Genomic DNA, 20,941 nt, shown 5'->3' with positions numbered 1-20,941 from the left:
GGTTCAGGCTCAACAACTGGTTCAGGCTCAACAACTGGTTCAGGCTCAACAACTGGTTCAGGCTTAGCACTATCAACTGACTGTGCTAATTCCTCGTTATCATAAATACCACTTTGCAGCTCATCGTGACTTGGTGCTTGATAATCAACATTATAAAGCTCTGGCGGCGGTGCTGACGCTTCATGTGTAATAGCGTCTGGAGCTGAGCTAGAAGAAGCTGACTCTATAGCTGGTGCTTCCGTAGCAGACCCATCACTATCATAGGTATTGTTCAAAACCTCATCGACTGGTAGCGGACGGAACGCCAGTAACCTCAGAATACACATCTCAAGCGCTTGCATCGGTGTACTTGCAAGCTTGACACCTTCACGCGCTTGTACAACAATTTCATAATACAGTTGCAAAACATCGGGGCTAATATGTTGAGCTAGCTTATAAATATCTTTTGCTTGCGCCTCATTAACATTGAGAGCGACCTCAGGTAACAGTTGGGTCAATGCCAATTGATGCAATAGCTCAGCAAGCCCATCAAACATACTAGTCGCATCGACCATTTGCGCACGCATTTGCTCAATGTGAGTGGCAACAGCCGACTTATCATGATTATAAATATCTGTGATTAGACGCACCAAGTCAGCGGCATCAATGAGTCCAAGCATAGCATTGACAGTGGCATCATCTAGTGCGCCTTGACCAAAAGCGATGGCTTGATCAGTCAATGATAAAGCATCACGTACAGAACCTTTAGCTGCACTTGCTAATTGCCAGATAGCTGGCTGAGTATAGTCAACCTGCTCTTTAGCCAAAATATTCGCCAAGTGCTCGCTAAGCAACGTTTGAGGTAGCGGGCGTAGTACAAACTGTAAGCAGCGTGAAATAATGGTAATCGGTAGCTTTTGTGGATCAGTCGTCGCTAATAAAAACTTCACATGTTCAGGTGGCTCTTCTAACGTTTTAAGTAGCGCATTAAAGCTGTGCGTAGACAGCATATGTACTTCATCAATCAGGTAAACTTTGTAACGTCCTTGGCTTGGCGCATAAGGCACATTGTCTAATAGCTCACGCGTGTCTTCGACTTTGGTGCGAGAAGCGGCATCAATCTCGATAAGATCAATGAAACGCCCTTGATCAATAGCAACACAGTTATCACACACGCCGCAAGGGGTACTGGTAATACCTGTATCACAATTCAAGCATTTAGATAAAATACGCGCAATCGTCGTCTTACCCACACCGCGTGTACCTGTAAACAGATAGGCATGATGCAGACGATTATAATCAATCGCATTAATCAACGCTTGAGACACATGCGTTTGCCCAATCAACTCGTGAAAGTTTTTTGGTCGGTATTTGCGAGCTAAAACTTGATATTGCTGCGTCATAGTAAATGCCAATGTAAATAATACAAATATAAAGGAAGCGTCGAACTAGTGAGTCATACTATGTTTAGGTTATAACTGAGCTTGAAGTTGAGCCAGCCGGTCATATAAGCGCTGAGTGCTTTCATCAATCAATGAGCCTGCTTGATGGAAAATATCTAGATAAGCCTCAGTATTTACACTGTCTTCGCAAGGTCTAAACTCTACACCAAGTAAAAACAAATCGTCCATTACTGGCTCTTGTAATTGGACATTGATGTCTGATAATAAGTCTTTATAAGAGAGCCTAACATTTTCTGCGCTTAGCGAACTGCTATCGTCTTGTGCATAAAACACCATGAGATAATGACGTCCAAATACATGATAGGAATGCTCATGACGGACATAACCATTCCAGCGTGAGTCTTGATCCATGGTTCTATAAGCTAAGATTTTTTCTACTAGACACGCATAGGTATATATTGACTCATCTACCAAAATATCAACCTGCTCATTTGGTAAAGGTGTGCCCGCTTCAAAATAACGCTCAATCACACTGTTAAATAGCTTGAACCACATCCGAGTATTTTTTTGCATTTCAGCCATTAAGGTATCGGCAAATACAGTCTGATTCGGCTCTACTGCTCTAAGTAAACGCGATTCAATTTGCTCAATTAACCCATTATCGAGCAGTTGCTCCTGAACACGAATGGCTCGCTGATGAAAATCAGGTGATAGTAGAAACTGTTTGAGCAATGTTGATTCGTTTTGGAATGATGCAAAGCTGGACAGTTGACGACGATGAAAATCTAAAAAGGTCGTTAAATCACTTGGCGTCACCAGCTGATTGAGGATATCAACAAAGTTTTGATGACTAAAAACTTGTAAAATACTTTGCTCATCATCTAAGTCTAAAACACAGTCCTCTGCAAAAAATCGACTGCCATATTCATAGCCAACCGCATAAGATGAATAGCCTGACTGATCGTCCTGATGATTGATAGACAACGACGTTAGACCAATAAAATAAACCGCTTTATCAGTTATCGAGGCGTTCCTATCTATAATTAGGTTATCGTTTTTTTGATAAATCTGAGCATGGCGCTTGATAAGTTGGTTAACAACTTCTTTTCTCCACTCGCGAACTTTAGCGTTATCTACTTCTTGCTTATTCGCTTGCATGACAACCGTATTGACCAGCAGATAAATAGTAGCGCCAGAAAACTCAAAAACAAAATCATAACCCTGAAAATGATCAGAGTCAGTGATTTTGTCATTAGGCAGCTCATACAATGATAAATAACATTGTTGAATCATTTTTTGCCATAGCGTATGTGATGCTTGCTGCATATCCATAATACCTCTATAAACGATATTTCACAAAAAAGCTTATACTCATTCTGTAAAAATGAGCAAAAGCTTTTTGTGTTAAGTTAAGTATCAGTTTGGATGTATAGCAAGCAAACCCATCTTAGCTGTCTTGTTTGCGGCGCATATGCGGGAACAAGATCACATCACGGATGCTAGCCGAGTCGGTAAATAGCATCACTAGGCGATCGATACCAATACCCTCACCGGCTGTCGGTGGCAGGCCATAAGACAATGCTTCGATATACTCTTCATCAAAATGCATGGCTTCATCATCGCCAGCATCTTTTTCAGCAACCTGACCACGGAAGCGCTCAGCTTGGTCGGCTGGATCATTAAGCTCACTAAAGCCATTGGCCAACTCACGGCCACCAACGAACAGCTCAAAACGATCGGTAATCTCAGGATTGTCATCACTACGGCGCGCTAGTGGTGATGTTTCCGCAGGATACTCAGTGATGAATGTTGGCTGACGCAGCTGATGCTCAGCCGTCTCTTCAAAGATAATCGTTTGTAGTTTGCCCACACCAAACACATCTTTGACTTGTTGCTTAAGTGTCGTTGATGCATATTCTGCTAAGTATTCACGATCATTAATACGTGCCATATCGAAGTTTTCAGCATATTTTGCAATCGCATCAGACATTGATAGACGAGCGAATGGTGCTTTTAGGCTAATGGCTTCTTCTTGATAAGTCAGCTCTGTCGTACCCAACACATCTACTGCTAACTGATTGAACAGACGCTCAGTCAAATTCATCAAATCATGATAATCAGCGTATGCTTGATAGAACTCAATCATAGTGAATTCAGGGTTATGACGGGTTGAAACCCCTTCGTTACGGAAGCTACGGTTAATCTCAAATACTTTCTCAAACCCGCCAACGACCAGACGCTTGAGGTAAAGTTCAGGTGCGATACGTAGATATAAAGGCATATCCAAAGCGTTATGATGCGTCTCGAACGGACGGGCTACTGCGCCGCCTGGAATCGGATGCATCATTGGCGTCTCAACTTCCATAAAACGCTCGTTGAGCATAAATTGACGAATACCACTAACGATCTGACTGCGAAGCATAAAGGTGTTACGAGTCGTCTCATTGGTCATCAAATCAAGATGACGGTTGCGATAGCGCGCTTCGACATCAGCCAAGCCATGGAATTTGTTTGGCATTGGACGTAATGATTTGGTCAATAAAGTAATTTCTTCAATATGTACATATAAGTCACCTTTACCTGAGCGACCGATATAGCCTGATACACCAACGATGTCACCCAAATCTAGCGACTTAATGCTTGCACGTGTCTCGTCATCAAGCTCTTTACGTGCGACATACAACTGAATACGACCTGTCATGTCTTGGATTACGATGAACGAACCACGGTTGAGCATGACTCGACCTGCCACGTTTACTTGCGTTTTTTCACCATTCGCTGCTTTTTCTTCAATTTCCTGCTTTGAGACACCATCGAAAGCCGTCTGTAAGTCTTGCGCATAATCAGTGCGTTTAAACGTATTTGGATACGGCTGCTTGCCCGAAGCACTGATATCATCTAGTTTAGCTTGCAGTTGTGCAATCAGCTCGTTAGCATCTTCTGGAGCTTGCTCTTGATTCTGATTTTGATTATTGGGCTTTGACATAACACTCTCAAAATTATTAGGTGATTAGAAGAAGAAATAAAAACTATAAACTTAAAATAAGACGTTCAGATAAAACACGTCCTAACAAACACGGCAATTAATCGACACAAATAGCAGGCTGTGCCACACCTTTCTTGATAATTTGATAACATCCAAACAAACTGCTATCGCTGGCGCATTGTCCAGTTTGATTCTTAGCATTTGGTTGAGCAAATCCGCTGGCGCTCTTACATTGTCCTTCGCAGTCGGCACTGTCTTTACAAGCTTTACCAGCATCGCTATAAGATAACACACACTGATAGCAACCACGCCTACCTTGCTGCACAAACCGTCCACTTTGTGAGTGACAAGCCGCGACCATCTCACTGGGCGGATAGACGCAAGCTTGATAAGTAAATGGATCGGCTGTCACATTTTCCAATAGGCTATCGGAAGACTGCTCTGCTGACGTAGATGGTATAACACTACAAGCAGACAACCCAATCACCATAAACGTACTCCATAAAACACGATTAGAGAATAGTCTTAAACTAGGCCTGTCAATTATCACAATTATTACCCTGTATTAGGTATCAAAAACAACTGGCTATCTCTTCGTTCGTGCTTATGTCTGTAGTACTGATAATTCTGTAACTGTCTTATTCGCCGCCGCCGATGCTGGCCATTAGATCAGCTTGATGCTCACGTAATAGTGCATCAAGAATCTCATCCAAGTCGCCTTCCATAATAGAGTCAAGCTTGTATAAGGTAAGGTTGATACGGTGATCGGTCATACGGCCTTGTGGAAAATTATAGGTGCGGATACGCTCTGAGCGATCACCACTACCGACCAAGTCACGGCGTATAGAGTCCGCCACGTCGACCTGTGCTTGCACTTTGGCTTGTTGGATTTTAGAGACCAGCATCTTCATAGCATGCGCACGGTTTTTATGCTGACTGCGCTCTTGCTGACACTCTACCACGGTACCTGTTGGAATGTGGGTCAAACGCACTGCAGAATCAGTAGTGTTAACGTGCTGACCACCAGCGCCGCTTGAGCGGAAAGTATCCATTTTTAAATCAGCAGGATTGATATCAACATTATCATCAATCTCAACTTCTGGCATGACCGCAACTGTACAAGCTGACGTGTGCACACGGCCTTGGCTCTCAGTTTCAGGGACACGCTGTACACGGTGCGCGCCCGATTCGAACTTTAAGCGACCATATACACTATTACCAGATACGCGAGTGATGATCTCTTTATAGCCGCCATGTTCACCTTCGTTGGCTGACAGCACTTCCACTGTCCAGCCTTGGTTCTGCGCGTATTTTTGGTACATACGGAACAAGTCACCAGAGAAAATCGCTGCTTCATCACCGCCTGTCCCTGCACGAATCTCCAAAAATGCTGGCACTTTATCATTAGGATCTTTTGGTAGCATCATGACATTGAGCGCTTCTTCCATCTCAACTATGGTATCACGTGCACTTTCGATCTCATCAACCATCATCTCTTTCATGTCAGGATCTGTTGCATCGGCTAGCATCGCTTCTGCGTCAGCCTGATCCGTCTCTGCACCCACATAGTTTTGCCACAGCGTCGTGATTTCCATCAAGTCGCTGTGCTCGACAGACAATTCACGGAACTTATTATTATCACTAATGACGCTAGGATCTGATAATAAAGCGGTGACCTCTTCATAACGGTCTACCATCTGGTCTAAACGCAGGCGTAAGGATTCTTTCATAAAAGGACTTTTAATTGAATAAGAGGAATAAGCCCGTGATTATAGCAAATTTTTCAGGGTAAATTAAAACCTCTAATCATTCTTGTCGATATTCTGAGTAATTTTGACGTTATCTTTTCAAACATCTCTGTTTATATTTAGATCTCACGACTCAATTTCAATAACGAAAAGAAAGACAAAAAAATAGCCAAGAATATTCTTAGCTATTTTTATCTATACGGGAGATGTAGTTAAAGTACTAAACTTTACGAACCAACACCGAACCAATAGAATAACCTGCACCAAATGAGCAAATAACACCCAAATCACCTGACGCTAAATCATCCTTATGGCGATGGAATACGATCATAGGACTTGCTGAGCTGGTATTGGCAAATTCAGCAATAACACTCGGCGCAATCGCTTTGTCAGCATCTTTACCGATCACAGTACGTAAAATCAAATCTAACATATTGGCATTGGCTTGATGCAACCACATCATTTTAACATCAGATGTTGGGATGTCATTTTCGTGCAAGTGTTCAGTGATAATCTCTGAGACTTTTGGACAGACTTCGCGGAATACTTTACGGCCATTTTGCAAGAACAGCTTATCCGTTACCGGTGCTTTAATATCGGGATACATTTCAGTCTGCGCTGCTAGATACTCTGAACGATCCATAAAGCCATATTCGTTTTTGATGTTGGTCGAAAACTGAGTAAATAGCTTAGAGTTTAGAATCTCATAACCTTTTGGCGTATCCAACTCTTCAACAATAGAAGCCGTCGCCACGTCACCAAAAATAAAGTGGCTGTCACGGTTGCGCCAGTTTAGATGCGCTGAAGTGATCTCAACGTTGACCACCGCAATGCGCTTGGCCAAGCCAGAGATGATAGAGCCATGTGCTTGTGATAGACCGAAAGTCGCTGCACTACATGCAACATTCATATCATAAGCAAAGCCGCCAACCATACCAATTTCGTTTTGGATTTCGATGGCAACCGCAGGGTAAGTGCGCTGGAAGTTTGAGCAAGCAAGGATGATACCGTCTAAGTCGTTGGCCTCAAGCCCAGCATCAGCGAGTGCGTCTTTTAGTGCTGCTGCACCCATCTCTGCCATTACCGACAGCTCTTCGCCCAAGTTACGATAAGGGATAACTGGTGCCATGATTTCAGTATTTAAAATACCTTCTTTTTCCATCACATAACGTGATTTGATACCAGATACTTTTTCGATAAAAGCAGCTGAAGAAGGCTCAAGTGCCGTTACTGTCTCTGCAGCTATCTCTTCGGCATGTTCGGTATTATAGTTTTCAACATACTGGTTAAATGACTCAACTAGCTCTTCGTTACTAATGCTATAAGGTGGGATATAAAGACCAGTGCCTGTGATACAAGTCGTCATGATAAGCTTCCTTGTCTACTACTGTGGTGCTTGGAATAAGCATAAAAGTGGAAAAATAATAGCCATTCAAATTCAGTGAATAACTGTAAACTTAAAATCAGTGTGTTTATTATGCCTGAATATTATAATTTTTCTAATACTTTGTTACAAATAATCTGTTTCTTGCCATAAATGAGCAAAGACTGCCGTCCATTTTCGATAGCTACGTTATAATTGCCGTGATTTCGTTCTGCACCATTCGTCAAACTGGCTCAATTATGCAGAACTTTAACATACGTTATTCAGAACCCTGATACACGCTCATATTTAGGAATGCTAATGGCAGAACTTCTCAACTGGTTATTTGGTCAATACGCTGACTACTCTACGATATTCATTATTCTGGAACTGATTGCTGTTGTCTTTGGCGTAGCAAGTGTCTTACTTGCCAGCAAAACCAATGTACTCGCCTTTCCTATTGGACTGGTAAGTACGGCGATATTTGTCTATTTACTGTGGAAGTGGCAGCTGTTTGGCGATATGTTCATCAATGCTTACTATACCGTGATGAGCTTATATGGCTGGATTAACTGGTCAAAGAATAAAAGAAATCAGTCTGTGGCGCATAAGCAGTCAAACAATGACAACAGCGTCCACATTGAGCATTTGCATACAGGTGACATACCTATACTCTCTATTTTAGCAGCAGGAACAGTGTCTTTTGTAGGGCTGGTTTATTATTTCCGTCCAGTGATTAACAATGGCTTTAGTTTCGATGGTGCGGTACTTGGACTACACCTATTTACTTGGGTCGACTATACTGACATGCTCACTACGGCTCTATTTTTAATGGCTATGTGGCTCATGGCACGGCGCAAAATCGAGCATTGGATACTCTGGATTATCGCTGATGCGATATCGGTACCGCTATACTTTTATAAAGGTTTTACTTTTACTGCGCTACAATATGTAGTCTTCACTCTTATCGCAATCTGGGCACACTATGAATGGCAACGACGCTACTGTGTACAACCTCGAGCAGCATACGCCTAAATCTGTCATCAACGTCGCTGTACTAGGCGCAGAAAGCACGGGCAAAACCACGTTGTGTCGTGATTTGGCAGCGTATTTTGATACTTCTTGGGTATCAGAGTACATGCGTACTTATTTGCAAGCAAAATGGGACAACGAGCAGCTGACTTGTACATGGGAGGATCTGCTCCCTATCGCACAGGGACAGATTACGTTAGAGAACACCTTAGCCAAACAGGTCGCTCAAACGTCCGATACCAGTCATTATTTATTTTGCGATACGAGTCTGTTTGAGTTGATGGTCTATTCTTACTGGTACTATGGCAACTGCCCTAGTGCTCTAAAGCAAGCAGCATTAGCGCATCATTACGATTTGATACTATTGACTGATGTTGATATCCCTTGGGTGGCTGATGACCTGCGAGACAGTCCGCACCAACGTGATGAGATAAGTGCCTATTTCGCCAGTCAATTAAACAAGCATCAAAAACCATTCCAGCGTATTAGTGGCGATAGAGACGAGCGTGTCCAGAAAGTAGTAGCGCAGCTCGCTAATATAGGCAAAACATCATACGACTAAAGCATAAAAAACCATGCCTATAATTATCATTTATTTACTTAATTTTTTTGTCTTTAAGACTTTTTTGTCTTTGAAACTGAAGAGATACCCATGCTAAAAAAGTTTGAGCTTTATTTAGAAAAAACCATATTTAATAGTCGTTGGATACTGGCGCCTTTTTATCTAGGATTGGTGCTAGGCATTATTTTATTATTTATTAAGTTTGTCCAAAAGCTATGGCATATGTTTGCTGACATTCTCACGGCCTCTGAGGCCAGTGTGATTGTAGATATATTGGTATTGGTTGATATCTCTTTGGTTGCCAGTTTACTGCTTATTATTATATTCAGTGGCTATGAGATTTTCGTTTCAAAAATCGATACTGGCAATCATGATGATCGTCCTATCTGGATGGGCAAAGTAGACTTTTCGGGTCTGAAACTAAAAGTTATCGGAGCGATCGTCGCTATCTCAGCAATTGACCTTCTAAAGTCCTTTATGGATATCTCTAGTGGAATGAGTGAGCTTGATGCTGATAAGCTCATGTGGAAGGTTATTATTCACATGACCTTTGTATTGTCTGGCTTGCTATTCGCCATCATGGATAAAGTGGTTGGCGATACAAAAAAGCATTGACACTCAAAAAATAATTATCCAAAACTATTAACTATTACCCTTTCACAGTTTTTCCATACTTCCTGCACAGTTTATCTTCATGCCTTTCCTATGATGTCTTTTAAAACCACAGTCTGCTATCTCAGCAGCTGTGTATTGAAGACATTTAGGAGGCAACAGTATGCAAAAAACATTATTGACCAAACTATCCATCATTGTAGGACTTTGTATCGTTTTTTCGATCGGACTTACTATGATTAGCGATATTATATATGAAAGGCAATACTACGCAGAGTCAGTGATAAAAGAAATCACCAAGCAGCATGTCAATCCACAAGAAGTTATCAACCCGTTTATCGCCATTCCTACAACCGTCACACCCGCATGTCAGTCAGATACATCTGATACACCAAACACAAAGAGCAAATGCGATCCATCATACTCTAAAATTGAGACGCTATTTGCTACTCAGACGCAGGCTGCACAGGATCTAAAAGTAAATACAGACACTTATAAACGCGGTATCTATAGCGCCACTAGCTATGATGGTCAGCTTACCTTCGATCAGAGCTATACGTTTGCAGAGGCTTTAGACAAAGTAGATCAGGCTGCAACTATAACCAACAATGATTCAGATTCAGTCGATACATCTTCTAATGCAGATAAGACACAACCAGCCAAAACCATTACCCACTGGAATCAAGCAAAACTTATCATACCCGTGTCTGATTTGCGCGGTGTCGCCACCCTACCTACCGTCACAATCAATCAAAAATCAATTGTAGCAAACTATCCGCAGACACCAATGCTAGAGAATTTAACCTATGTTGAAGTAGATATTCCTAAAGATATATTGGATCAATTGACCAGTCCTACTAGCCAGCAGAACAAAGATAGCCGTGTTGCCACAGGTTCAACGAATAAAAATCCAGATAAATCGGAGGACAATAACCAACCACCTAACCTTAACAATCAAGCGCTCAATATTGTGATCGACTTACCTTTGGCAGGCATTAGCAATTTAACGACTGTACCAACGGGGCAGACTTTCACTCTATCCATGCACAGTGATTGGCAGACACCTAACTTTATCGGTAAAGCACTACCAAATACCAAGAGCATTACTGCTGAAGGATTCGATGCCAGTTGGCAAAATCAGTACCTGACTGTTGCCAACAACCAATACCTTTCTCAGTGTATCAGCACACCTAACCAGCACTGTACTATCATGAGTGAATCATCGCTCAATACCGATAGTTTTTCTACAGTCTCAGAAGGTGTGGTCACAGCATCGAATGACAGCTCAAATACTAATCACAGAAATATTCAACTGAACAGTTTTGGGGTTAGTTTTGCGAGTCCTAATGATGTCTACCTACAAACTGAACGAGCCATGAAGTATGCGTTGCTCTTAATCTTAGTGTCGTTTGGTACTTTCTTTTTATTTGAGGTGCTCAAATCAAGTCGCATTCACCCTATTCAATATCTGCTAGTCGGCTGTGCGCTATTTGTATTTTATGTCTTATTACTACCGCTTGCAGAACAAATCGCATTTTGGCAAGCATATATGGTGGCGGCCAGTGCTTGTGTCGGGCTTATTGGCTGGTATAGCTACTATGTATTTGGCAGTTTTAAACGAGCTTTAATTTTTACCGCTACGCTCGCTGGATTATATGCTGCATTTTTTGGTATTTTAAGTACAGAAGACTTAAATCTATTACTGGGTGCGATATTCTGCTTTGTAATACTTGCCTGCGTGATGGTTATGACTCGCAAACTTGACTGGTATAAAGTCACATAGACGATGCAAGCTATCTAAATCTCACGCTGTATAAAATGAGTCAAACAAACTGGCAGTAAACAGCATATTTTGAAATGACAAATTGAAAGAATAAAGTACTTGGCTACCTTACGCTTACCAACTAAGCTAAGGCAGCCAAGTAGTAATATTATTTGACGATATGGCTGTTTAACGCTTTAGCCCAGTTATTGCAATTATCTTCGCAGCGCGGGCAACAATGATTAGGGTCAGGTATCTTATTGACATAACCGCAATACATACAAGCATAGTAAGTATCTGTCTCTATTTCTTCGACTGCTTGATACTGCTTAGGAAAAAGCGGCATACCATAGTCCGTTTTTTCAGATGTATGTAATAGAATACTAAAATTGCCGTCAGCTTCTAGCAAACCTGTACGCACTTGACCTAGATGCTCAACGCTTTGTTGACGCATTTCAGCAAAAAACTCATCATGTGACATCTCACCTTTTTTTATCTTATCAAGTACCAGCATGCCATTTTCTACAATATATATTGCGCGGCCTTCTAAGAGATCTTCAAAAGGCTGGAACTTCATCATTACCCAGGTGCAGAGCCTATAGAGCAAAATAACAGTACCCATGATAAGTACCGCTTGGATAATGGGCAGATCTTCGGTGAACATAGGGTCACCTGCGATAGAGCCCAGCGATAAAATGATAGTCAGCTCAAAAATAGAAAGCTGACGGACGCCGCGCTTACCAGTAAATCGCAAGAATGTGATAATTAATACAAACATGATAGTGACACGTATTAAAATTTCTACGGCAAACAACCAAGTTGTGTCATGAATAAAAATACTTGCCCAATCCATACTTTCTTTTCCTATCCGTTTATCTGATTTATTATGTTTAGTGAAAGCTATTCTAATCGTTCGTTTGATGCCAAGCACATCATCGCTATTTTCAGACCTTATCGTCAATACAACTATCGTTATTCTGATTTAAGACAGACTTTTTGCCACAAGTACGACAAAATATCCTGTCTTTTGAGACAGCTACGAATTAGACTGTTAAATTCTCAATTTATTATTTTCACTAAAAACAAGCGATTGTTATAACGGCGTACCTCACGACCCAAAACTAAAACCCTATGCTTACCTATGTTGTGCTATTTATTCATTGTAGGAACTACTTTTGAAAGCAACTATTTATACCATCATTGCGCTAATCGCCTTTGCTGCGAATTCTTTGTTTTGCCGAATGGCATTAGCAGAAGGCTATATCGACGCTTGGAGCTTTACCATTATCAGGCTGGTTAGTGCTACGGCCTGTCTAGGCATAATTATGGCTATACAGGCTTACAGGCTGCGACGTCAAATGTCCAACCATGACAGCCCTACCGTTCATGCTATATTGAATGATAAGGGCAGTTGGTTGAGTAGCGTCAGTTTGGTAATTTATGCGCTTTGCTTTTCGATTGCGTATGTAGAGCTTGATACCGGTACTGGTGCATTGATTTTGTTTTCAGCGGTTCAGCTTACGATGATTGGTTGGGGTATCTATAAAAAAGAACAGCTCAGCGCGCTACAGTGGTTAGCGTTTGTCGTTGCCGTGGCAGGGTTTGTATATCTGATGTTGCCATCAGCTGCCATACCGTCACCATTGGCTGCATCGTTAATGGCTATTAGTGGCGTAGCTTGGGGAGTATATAGTATACGCGGCAAATCATGCTTCTCACCGCTACGAGCGACAGGGTTCAACTTTGTGCGTAGCTTAGTCGCTGTGCCTATACTTTTACTGGTAGGTATGACATATCTAGATAATTTGGGTTTTGAAAATATCAATTTGCATAGCATCACAATAGAAGGTGCACTACTCGCCTGTGCGTCAGGAGCGATCGCCTCTGGCATGGGCTACAGTATATGGTATACAGCGATGCCATTGTTGAAGAACACACAAGCAGCTATCGTTCAGCTATGCGTTCCTGTGATTGCTGCGTTGCTAGGTGTGATATTTTTATCTGAGCAGTTAACCATGCCATTTATAACTGCAAGCACAGTTATTTTGGGCGCGGTCTTGGTGTTTACCCTAAATAAAAAGGTACCGGCATAAATTAAGATTATCAATAATTTATCATTAGCTAAGCTGCTCAGAAAAGGTTCAAACTAATTACGTTACCAGGTAATATAAAACGCCCCGATTTATCAAAGTCGGGGCGTCTTTGTATTCGAGTTATTATTTTAATATTGCTAGCCTATGGTCACTATTCTTAAAACAATAGCCTTTAAACACCAGTCTTAAATAACGATCACTTCTAGACGAGTCTCGACATTGCCGCGAGTGGCATTAGAGTATGGACATACTTGATGCGTGGCTTCAATCAACTGCTGCGCCTGTGCTTCATCAATACCTGACACTTCTACAGACAAAACTACCTCTAAGTTGTAGCTACCGTCAGCTTTCATACCAATACCTACTTGCGCAGAGGTTTTTGAAGAAGTAACAGGTAACTTCATATGCTGTGCAGTCATGCTCAAAGCGCTATCAAAACAAGCCGCATAACCCATAGCAAAAAGCTGTTCTGGATTAATGCCTTCTTTATCTTGCTCTTGAAAAGACACCAAGTCAAATCCTAACGAACCATCGTCTAATCCAGTATGGCCAGAACGTCCACCAGTAGCTGTTGCGCGCGTTTTATAAAATATTTTCATGAATAATTATTCCTTGTTTCATATTATTAGAGGTCCTACTTACGCTATTGCGATGAGATTATTATAGAATCCTCTGCATCTATACGTTAGAACAAACCTCTACAAATCTTGCCTAATCCTATAAATTTTTATAATATCGGGCAATCTTACAAAACAAGTAGTCATGATGAATCAAACAATTATTGATCAACTTTTAGCAGTGCTCCCTAGAAACAAAACCATCGAATCTGCTGTTTCAGGTTTATTCTTTTACTGCGCGGACAAACCAAGCAAAGCCGTGAGCTATATACAAGAGCCAAGTATTTGTATTGTACTGCAAGGTGAACGAGAGATTTACTTGGGTGCTGACTGTCAAAGGTTTGACAATAGTAACTTGATGTTCTGTCCAGTTAATATACCGCTAAGTATGCATATTAAGCACGCTTCGATAAAAAACCCTGTCATTGTTTTATCAATGAAATTAGATTTAGCCATGATTAGAAACGTCTTAGCGCAGATACCGATCACACAACCAGTGGCAGGTAGTCATCTAGGCATAAAGTGGCACTTAGATGACACCATTATGGACGCGTTTGAGCGACTGATCCGCTTGCTTGATTATCCAAATGATATTAGTTTTCTATCTTCTTTAATTAAACAAGAAATATATTATCGCCTACTCTTAGCTGAGCAAGGTAATAAACTTAAACAATTGGTAGTTAGCGGTAGCCATATCCATCGCATTGCTCAAGCGACTGACTGGATAAGGTCGAATTTAAATAAACCTATTATGGTTGAAAGCTTAGCTAGTAGATGCGGTATGAGTACCTCAGGGTTTCATCAGCATTTTAAAGAAATAACCCAGTTAAGCCCGCTACAGTATCAAAAAAGCTTACGGTTGATGGAGGCTAGACGCTTAATAAAAATGCACGGAGTGCAAATATCACAAATAGCAATGCAAGTAGGCTATGAAAGTCCTAGTCAGTTTAGCCGAGAATATAAGCGATTGTTTGGTGTGAGTCCGAGTAACGATTTCTAGTCATAGTTTTAGTTTTGGTAAAATAATTTACTTTGCTTAGGCTATTTTTTATTATACCTATCAAACTCTTCCTTAGGGAAACATCATTTTTAAATTAAATGATTCATGGAATATGTTAAATAAATAGAAAAACTGGTTGACCTGCATATATATTCGTATTATAACATATACAATATATTCAAAATAATAAATATATAGGGCAGCGTTACGCTGTTGTCGATCAATAAAAAGCTTGGGGAGGAGATAACATGATTCGTCTAAGCTACACTCTCAAATGCTGGGCGCTTGGCATCACTTTTTTTACAGTGTTTTACTTCATGGTAGTCATGAGCGACCCTGGCTTTAGCAAGTACATTTATATGTTAGCTTTTAGCACCTTGCTACTCCCTATTTCTAAGCGTGCAGTCGATGTCATCACTGATTTTTTCGCACCAGATATTGAGTTATTTAATGGATTACTGCCATCACTTTTAATTAATATTGTGATTTGGATATTCACCCCATTTATCGTCGCAATAACAGTGATCGCTTATGTGCTTTATAGCATGGGTGTACTGACAGAAAAGATTGGTCATTAGATAACAGCTATTAGATACCAGTCACTAATTATTAGATATTAAGTCTCAATAGCTCATAGAGAAGATGGTTTACAAGCTATCTTCTCTATCTAAGTATATAACCAATAATAGCTTTAACTTATCATCTTTAGTTGATAGTTTGCTTGCCAATGAACTGTACGACTGCACTGAGCCCTTGATGTCGCTTTCCTTCTGATACCACACGCAACTTCTCTACACCAATCACTTCCTTCAGTCCCACAAGCTCATTTTGAAAGTTCTGCAAAGCGCCAAAACGCTCCCTTTGACTGGCCGGTGGTCCACCGACTGCCTCTGTTTCAAGCTGTTGTTCTGTATAGGCCTCAACGATAAATACTCCATTTGGCTTAAGAGCAGTGACAACTTGTGCATGTATATGTTGACGGACCGTTTTAGGCACGTGTGCCCAGATAGAAACTATGGCATCCCATTTATCCTGACCAAAATCGTAGTTTGCTAAATCAGCTACTTGGGTGGTAATAGCTACCCCTCTGTCTTTGGCCAACTTTTTCGCTTTGATCAGACCTACTTCAGACATATCCATCGCAGTCACATTGAAGCCTTGTTCAGCTAGAAATACTGCATTTCTACCCTCACCTTCTGCTAAGCATAGTACGTGTCCACCTACAGGTATCTGCTCAAACGTCTCTCTCAAAAAATCATTCGGTTCGGTGCCAAATGCGAACTCTGGGCCGCTGTAGCGTTCATCCCACATTTTAATCATCCTTTTATTTGAGATTGATATCTAATCAAGTAGCTAGTATATAGCCTATAAAGCATACATCAGAAAACTTTAGCCTAACTCAGCTTATCCCACATCTTGCTTAAACGCTTGGGTGATACAGCCATACGAGTTTTCATAGGCTGAGCAAACAGTTGAATACGGTATTCCTCCACCATCCAGCGATACTCACTGATGGCTTCCTTATCCGCACGTCCTGCAAGGCGCTCCATATGTAAATCTAGCGCATAAACGCCATCGAGATCGGCATCAAGATTATGTTCAAGGCGTTCAAGACGAATCTCTAGTGCCTCCAGATAGCGTGGATACTGTTGCCAATGGCTATAATCCATCCGATAAACAAAATCAGCCAAATGTAAATCTTCTAGCTGATCTTCGATATCATCGATAGACTCACCAAATATCTCACGATCTAACATTAGTAACCCTTGGCGAATACGTTGCCAACGAGTATAAACATTCTTAAGTATTTTAATGACACTTTGACCAGTTAATAAGAAGTTACTCGTTACTACTTCAAGCGTCTGGATATATTCCTCAGCGGTAAACGGTAGCTCTTCACTCAATCCAACTGCGATATCATCAGCGCTTTCTGGCAGATTCTCAGAATGATCAAATAGAACATAATGCTCTTCAAGAGCCGCGTCTAACGCAGCATCTATAACAATCGTTTTGAGTTTATCCATATCGCCAAGTGGTGCAAATGCCAGTTTAAATATGCTATCTATTTGGCTCGTTAACTGCTTTTTCTTTGCACCAAGTTTGCCTTTAATTAAAGTCAGTACACCAATACGATGTGCTTGGAGTGCTGCATTGACATCAGTATATTGATGAATTGATACAGCTTCTCCCGCTTCATCAGCGACCAGCGCCGCAAACTGCTTCATCACCACGCCTGCGCTATGGTGGTTTTTACTAAAGGCAAAATGCTCGGGGAACTCAGTATGCACGCCTTGCTGCTCATTTACTGCTTGACTGGTCTCAGATGCATGACGAATCTGTAGGGTCTGCAGGTCACGGCCTTTTTCTATGATACGGTTTTTCTCATCGACCACGCAGATTTGTGGCTGCAAATAACGGTCAATCGTCGATGGATTGAAATTCTCTGGCGTCACCGACATGATACCGCGACGATGCAATGCCTGACACAGCTGCTTGAGCAATCCTTGTCCACCTTCTGGCTGCAACTCATCAAACAAACTATCTGCCGTATTAGGTATCGGTACGATTTGACGGCGTATCTCTTTTGGTAATGACTTGAGCAGCTGCAATACCAATTCATAACGCCAACCGGGTACGCCCCACAGTAGTTCAATCGCATCGAGCTGCGGTAATGCGGCTAGCGGCACACGTATGGTCACGCCATCATCATCGCTGGCGGGATCGAAAACATAACGAAGCGGCAGTCTTAAATCGCCCAGCTTCCACACTTCTGGGAAATCACCTGTGGTCGGCGCTTGGCTATTAAGTACATCTTCATCAGTAAAGAATAGATGCTTGGTATCGTGCTTCTCGACTTCTGCACGCCAGTCTTCAAACGCTTTTCGACTGGCAACGTGCTCAGGGATTTTCTTATCATAGAACTGATAGAGCGTCTCTTCATCGACTAACAAATCACGGCGACGTAGCTTGTCTTCGATACGTTCAACATGAGCAATTTTATCCATGTTATGTTGCAAAAATGGTGCATTGCGACCAAAGTTGCCCGTCACCAAGCCATCACGAATAAATATCTCTCGTGACTCGACCAAATTAACTTGCTCGTAATTAGTCAGCTGCTTACTAATAATAATCAGGCCAAATAAACTAATCTGAGCATAAGCTTTAACGCGTCCTGTTTTCTTAGACCAGTGTGGTTCGAAATAGTGATATTTCAGCAAATCACCTGCCGCTGAGGTAATCCATTCAGGTTCGATTTTGGCAACGGTACGCATAAAGACCTGTGAAGTCTCTACCATCTCAAACGCCATCACCCAAGGGGGTATTTGTTTAAACACAGTACTGGCTGGGAATATCTTAGCCTTTTGCTGGCGCGCAGCCAAATACTCACCGCGGCTTTCAGTCTTATGCGCAATGATAGACAATAAACCTGTCAATAATGCTCTATGCAGATTGGCATATTTGACTGCTTTTAGTTCTTCGTCTTCGATCGCTGTTGGATCGTTGACAGCCACATTTTTATCAGAGGCTTTTGAGTCATTGACGTCGGTTAACTTAAGCTCAGTAACCATCTGTACCAATTGACGGTGTGTTTGATGCCATTCACGTACTCGCGGAAAGCTTAAATAGTTTTTCTTAGCAAATTGCTTACGCTGATTTCCAGACAATTTATTACCGTCTTCATCCTTTTCAAACAGCGCCTTCCACAGACTCAAATAAAACAAAAAGTCAGAATCGTCTTGACGGAAGACCGCATGCTTTTGATCCGCTTGCGTACGCTTATTGGCAGGACGCTCGCGGGGATCTTGCACAGCGAGCGCTGCCACAACAATAAGCATTTCACGAATACAGTCAAAGTCAGAACCAGCGACTAGCATACGTGCCAGCCTTGGATCGATTGGCATACGTGCCATTTTCTGACCTGTTGCTGTCAAGCGCAGCTGATCAAGCCCTTTTTGACGCTTCGGCTGTTTGACTTTATTTTGAGCAGTGATGTCTTTTTTAGAAGTAATCGCGCCCAATTCATCTAGTAATTTATGACCGTCAGTGACCAGTCGGCTATCAGGTGGCTCGATAAACGCGAAATCATCCACACTGCCTAGACGTAGGTTGGCCATTTGCAATATTACTGACGCCAAGTTGGTACGTAGAATTTCAGGCTCAGTAAACTCAGGGCGACCGCTAAAATCTTCCTCAGAATAAAGGCGAATACATACACCTGGCGCAACGCGGCCACAGCGGCCTTTACGCTGATTGGCAGCTGCTTGTGAGATTGCTTCAATCGGTAGACGTTGTACGCGCGAGCGATACGAGTAACGCGAAATCCGCGCAAAGCCTAAATCGATCACATAGCGAATACCTGGTACAGTCAATGCAGTCTCAGCAACGTTGGTTGCGATAACAATACGTCGGCCTCGGCCCGATGGCTGAAAGATACGCTGCTGCTCTTCATAAGTCTGCCGTGCAAATAGTGGTAAGACTTCAGTATGGCGTGGACCATGACGCTCAAGCACTTCTTGCGTTTCACGAATTTCTGCTTCAGTCGCAGCAAATATCAAGATATCCGCTTGATCGGCGTGACCTTTACTCTGAGCATCGCTAAAACACTCCTCGACTGCAGCAACTACAGCACGCGGTAGATTCTCTTCAAAATCATCGTAGCTATCATCTTCTGAGCTGTTCACTGGCTCATCTGTCAACGGACGATAGCGAACTTCCACCGGAAAGCTACGCCCCTCTACATTAAAAATGGGCGCAGGGACTTGCCGTTTGAGCTTATTGTCATAATGGCTAAAGTATTCACTAAAGCGCTTGGTATCTAGGGTTGCAGAAGTGATAATGACTTTTAAGTCTGGACGCTTGGGCAGCATCTTTTTAAGATAACCCATAATGAAGTCGATATTTAGACTACGCTCATGCGCCTCATCGATGATAATCGTATCGTATTTACTCAAAAACCGATCATGACCTAATTCAGCGAGTAAAATACCGTCAGTCATTAATTTAACAACAGATTGCGCTGAGCCTTGCTCATTAAAGCGAATCTTAAAACTAACGGTATTACCTAATGGCTCGCCTAACTCTTCTGAGATACGGTTCGCCACACTACGAGCAGCCAAGCGCCTTGGTTGTGTATGCCCTATTTGTCCAGTGATACCGCGCCCAGCTAGCATCGCAAGTTTAGGCAGCTGCGTCGTTTTACCAGAACCTGTCTCACCAGCGACAATAATGACTGGGTTATCAATAATCGCTTGTACCAAATCTTCTGCTCGTTGGCTAACGGGCAAATCCAGATTTAGTTTAGCTGGTAAATCACTGGGAATACTATCGATACGCGCCTGCACAGCTTCTTGAGAGCGCGTTTTTATTTTCTCATACTGAGCACGTTTTTTCGCAAGTACATCTTCTGGATTGTTCTTCTGCTTAGAATCATGGTTAGCTTTTTTATTTTTAGACACAGCAGCACGTGCCAGCTCTCGTTCGAGACGACTTAAGTAATAGCTGTCTCTAGCAAGAACTGGTAAATCAACCGGTGGTACTGTTGGCTTCTTAGCATCTTGCGTTTCATTGACGGCAGATGCGTTTAAATCGTTGTTTTCAGGGGTATTGAGCTTAGAATTATTGGACATATTTGCTTAGGCTATTTATTGTGTAGAAGTGATTAGATTATGAGGGCAAATAGAGAGTGATTCAAGGTAGTTGTGATGTTCGGTTGCAGAGCTGACGTTTTGCTACGATCGAGAGAACCATAACACCCCTACCCTAATAAGTAGTATTAAATGAAGC

At 42.0% G+C, this 20,941-nt stretch carries 17 protein-coding genes; 7 read left to right on the top strand and 10 right to left on the bottom strand.

The window, feature by feature from the left end:
- The 6 genes from dnaX to ACT3QN_RS07755 all read right to left on the bottom strand — a co-directional run.
- A partial coding sequence (gene dnaX / locus ACT3QN_RS07780; protein ID WP_444529171.1) for a DNA polymerase III subunit gamma/tau occupies window positions 1-1,382 on the bottom strand: 1,382 nt, incomplete at its 3' end.
- 69 nt (window positions 1,383-1,451) lie between these two features.
- The gene (locus ACT3QN_RS07775) at window positions 1,452-2,708 is read right to left on the bottom strand and encodes a hypothetical protein (RefSeq protein WP_444523968.1); all 1,257 of its coding nucleotides are present in this window, start codon (window positions 2,706-2,708) and stop codon (window positions 1,452-1,454) included.
- A 121-nt stretch (window positions 2,709-2,829) separates the two neighbouring features.
- Window positions 2,830-4,368, bottom strand: a complete 1,539-nt coding sequence (gene lysS, locus ACT3QN_RS07770; RefSeq protein WP_444523969.1) for a lysine--tRNA ligase — start codon at window positions 4,366-4,368, stop codon at window positions 2,830-2,832.
- Window positions 4,369-4,465: 97 nt separating this feature from the next.
- A complete protein-coding gene (locus tag ACT3QN_RS07765; RefSeq protein ID WP_444523970.1) occupies window positions 4,466-4,858 on the bottom strand; it encodes a hypothetical protein in 393 nt (130 codons plus the stop codon).
- A 148-nt stretch (window positions 4,859-5,006) separates the two neighbouring features.
- Window positions 5,007-6,098, bottom strand: coding sequence for a peptide chain release factor 1 (gene prfA, locus ACT3QN_RS07760; protein WP_444529170.1), 1,092 nt, complete (start codon window positions 6,096-6,098; stop codon window positions 5,007-5,009).
- A 238-nt stretch (window positions 6,099-6,336) separates the two neighbouring features.
- Window positions 6,337-7,482, bottom strand: a complete 1,146-nt coding sequence (locus tag ACT3QN_RS07755) for a beta-ketoacyl-ACP synthase III (protein WP_444522777.1) — start codon at window positions 7,480-7,482, stop codon at window positions 6,337-6,339.
- Window positions 7,483-7,800: 318 nt separating this feature from the next.
- On the opposite strand from ACT3QN_RS07755, the gene pnuC reads away from it, so the two are divergent.
- From pnuC to creD, 4 genes are all read left to right on the top strand, one after another.
- Window positions 7,801-8,514 carry a nicotinamide riboside transporter PnuC gene (gene pnuC / locus ACT3QN_RS07750; RefSeq protein ID WP_444522776.1) on the top strand — a complete coding sequence of 238 codons (714 nt, stop codon included), beginning with the start codon at window positions 7,801-7,803 and terminating at the stop codon, window positions 8,512-8,514.
- Window positions 8,486-9,073 carry an AAA family ATPase gene (locus tag ACT3QN_RS07745; protein WP_444529169.1) on the top strand — a complete coding sequence of 196 codons (588 nt, stop codon included), beginning with the start codon at window positions 8,486-8,488 and terminating at the stop codon, window positions 9,071-9,073. The genes pnuC and ACT3QN_RS07745 overlap by 29 nt, the downstream gene beginning before the upstream one ends.
- 90 nt (window positions 9,074-9,163) lie before the next feature.
- Window positions 9,164-9,688 (top strand): TIGR00645 family protein, encoded by a 525-nt coding sequence (locus ACT3QN_RS07740; RefSeq protein WP_444522774.1) that lies wholly within the window; start codon window positions 9,164-9,166, stop codon window positions 9,686-9,688.
- A 160-nt stretch (window positions 9,689-9,848) separates the two neighbouring features.
- Window positions 9,849-11,468 carry a cell envelope integrity protein CreD gene (gene creD, locus ACT3QN_RS07735; protein WP_444522773.1) on the top strand — a complete coding sequence of 540 codons (1,620 nt, stop codon included), beginning with the start codon at window positions 9,849-9,851 and terminating at the stop codon, window positions 11,466-11,468.
- Between the two features lie 148 nt (window positions 11,469-11,616).
- Here the strand turns inward: creD and ACT3QN_RS07730 are convergent, their stop codons facing one another.
- Window positions 11,617-12,300, bottom strand: a complete 684-nt coding sequence (locus tag ACT3QN_RS07730) for a DUF421 domain-containing protein (protein WP_444522772.1) — start codon at window positions 12,298-12,300, stop codon at window positions 11,617-11,619.
- 322 nt (window positions 12,301-12,622) lie between these two features.
- Between ACT3QN_RS07730 and ACT3QN_RS07725 the strand changes: the two genes are divergently transcribed.
- On the top strand, window positions 12,623-13,540 hold the full coding sequence (locus ACT3QN_RS07725; RefSeq protein WP_444522771.1) for a DMT family transporter: 918 nt from the start codon (window positions 12,623-12,625) through the stop codon (window positions 13,538-13,540).
- Window positions 13,541-13,725: 185 nt separating this feature from the next.
- On the opposite strand, the gene ACT3QN_RS07720 is transcribed toward ACT3QN_RS07725, so the two are convergent.
- Window positions 13,726-14,139 (bottom strand): organic hydroperoxide resistance protein, encoded by a 414-nt coding sequence (locus tag ACT3QN_RS07720; protein ID WP_444522770.1) that lies wholly within the window; start codon window positions 14,137-14,139, stop codon window positions 13,726-13,728.
- Window positions 14,140-14,302: 163 nt separating this feature from the next.
- On the opposite strand from ACT3QN_RS07720, the gene ACT3QN_RS07715 reads away from it, so the two are divergent.
- Entirely contained in the window at window positions 14,303-15,157 is an 855-nt protein-coding gene (locus ACT3QN_RS07715; protein ID WP_444522769.1) for an AraC family transcriptional regulator N-terminal domain-containing protein, read from the top strand.
- A gap of 248 nt (window positions 15,158-15,405) precedes the next feature.
- Window positions 15,406-15,735 carry a hypothetical protein gene (locus ACT3QN_RS07710; RefSeq protein ID WP_444522768.1) on the top strand — a complete coding sequence of 110 codons (330 nt, stop codon included), beginning with the start codon at window positions 15,406-15,408 and terminating at the stop codon, window positions 15,733-15,735.
- A gap of 127 nt (window positions 15,736-15,862) precedes the next feature.
- On the opposite strand, the gene ACT3QN_RS07705 is transcribed toward ACT3QN_RS07710, so the two are convergent.
- Together ACT3QN_RS07705 and hrpA are read right to left on the bottom strand one after the other, a co-directional pair.
- Window positions 15,863-16,468, bottom strand: coding sequence for a class I SAM-dependent methyltransferase (locus ACT3QN_RS07705; RefSeq protein WP_444522767.1), 606 nt, complete (start codon window positions 16,466-16,468; stop codon window positions 15,863-15,865).
- A gap of 83 nt (window positions 16,469-16,551) precedes the next feature.
- The gene (hrpA, locus tag ACT3QN_RS07700) at window positions 16,552-20,784 is read right to left on the bottom strand and encodes an ATP-dependent RNA helicase HrpA (RefSeq protein ID WP_444522766.1); all 4,233 of its coding nucleotides are present in this window, start codon (window positions 20,782-20,784) and stop codon (window positions 16,552-16,554) included.
- Window positions 20,785-20,941: the final 157 nt, after the last annotated feature.

This window comes from Psychrobacter sp. AOP7-C1-14, assembly GCF_052376135.1.
Classification (GTDB): domain Bacteria; phylum Pseudomonadota; class Gammaproteobacteria; order Pseudomonadales; family Moraxellaceae; genus Psychrobacter.
Note: the sequence above shows the minus strand (reverse complement) of the source record. Positions and strands in the feature narration are given on the sequence as shown.

Excerpts from the sequence above, each read along its gene's own strand:
- ACT3QN_RS07775 (WP_444523968.1), bottom strand. The coding sequence starts at position 2,708 with ATGCAGCAAGCATCACATACGCTATGGCAAAAAATGATTCAACAATGT.
- lysS (WP_444523969.1), bottom strand. The coding sequence starts at position 4,368 with ATGTCAAAGCCCAATAATCAAAATCAGAATCAAGAGCAAGCTCCAGAA.
- ACT3QN_RS07765 (WP_444523970.1), bottom strand. The coding sequence starts at position 4,858 with ATGGTGATTGGGTTGTCTGCTTGTAGTGTTATACCATCTACGTCAGCA.
- prfA (WP_444529170.1), bottom strand. The coding sequence starts at position 6,098 with ATGAAAGAATCCTTACGCCTGCGTTTAGACCAGATGGTAGACCGTTAT.
- ACT3QN_RS07755 (WP_444522777.1), bottom strand. The coding sequence starts at position 7,482 with ATGACGACTTGTATCACAGGCACTGGTCTTTATATCCCACCTTATAGC.
- pnuC (WP_444522776.1), top strand. The coding sequence starts at position 7,801 with ATGGCAGAACTTCTCAACTGGTTATTTGGTCAATACGCTGACTACTCT.
- ACT3QN_RS07740 (WP_444522774.1), top strand. The coding sequence starts at position 9,164 with ATGCTAAAAAAGTTTGAGCTTTATTTAGAAAAAACCATATTTAATAGT.
- creD (WP_444522773.1), top strand. The coding sequence starts at position 9,849 with ATGCAAAAAACATTATTGACCAAACTATCCATCATTGTAGGACTTTGT.
- ACT3QN_RS07730 (WP_444522772.1), bottom strand. The coding sequence starts at position 12,300 with ATGGATTGGGCAAGTATTTTTATTCATGACACAACTTGGTTGTTTGCC.
- ACT3QN_RS07720 (WP_444522770.1), bottom strand. The coding sequence starts at position 14,139 with ATGAAAATATTTTATAAAACGCGCGCAACAGCTACTGGTGGACGTTCT.
- ACT3QN_RS07715 (WP_444522769.1), top strand. The coding sequence starts at position 14,303 with ATGATGAATCAAACAATTATTGATCAACTTTTAGCAGTGCTCCCTAGA.
- ACT3QN_RS07710 (WP_444522768.1), top strand. The coding sequence starts at position 15,406 with ATGATTCGTCTAAGCTACACTCTCAAATGCTGGGCGCTTGGCATCACT.
- ACT3QN_RS07705 (WP_444522767.1), bottom strand. The coding sequence starts at position 16,468 with ATGTGGGATGAACGCTACAGCGGCCCAGAGTTCGCATTTGGCACCGAA.
- hrpA (WP_444522766.1), bottom strand. The coding sequence starts at position 20,784 with ATGTCCAATAATTCTAAGCTCAATACCCCTGAAAACAACGATTTAAAC.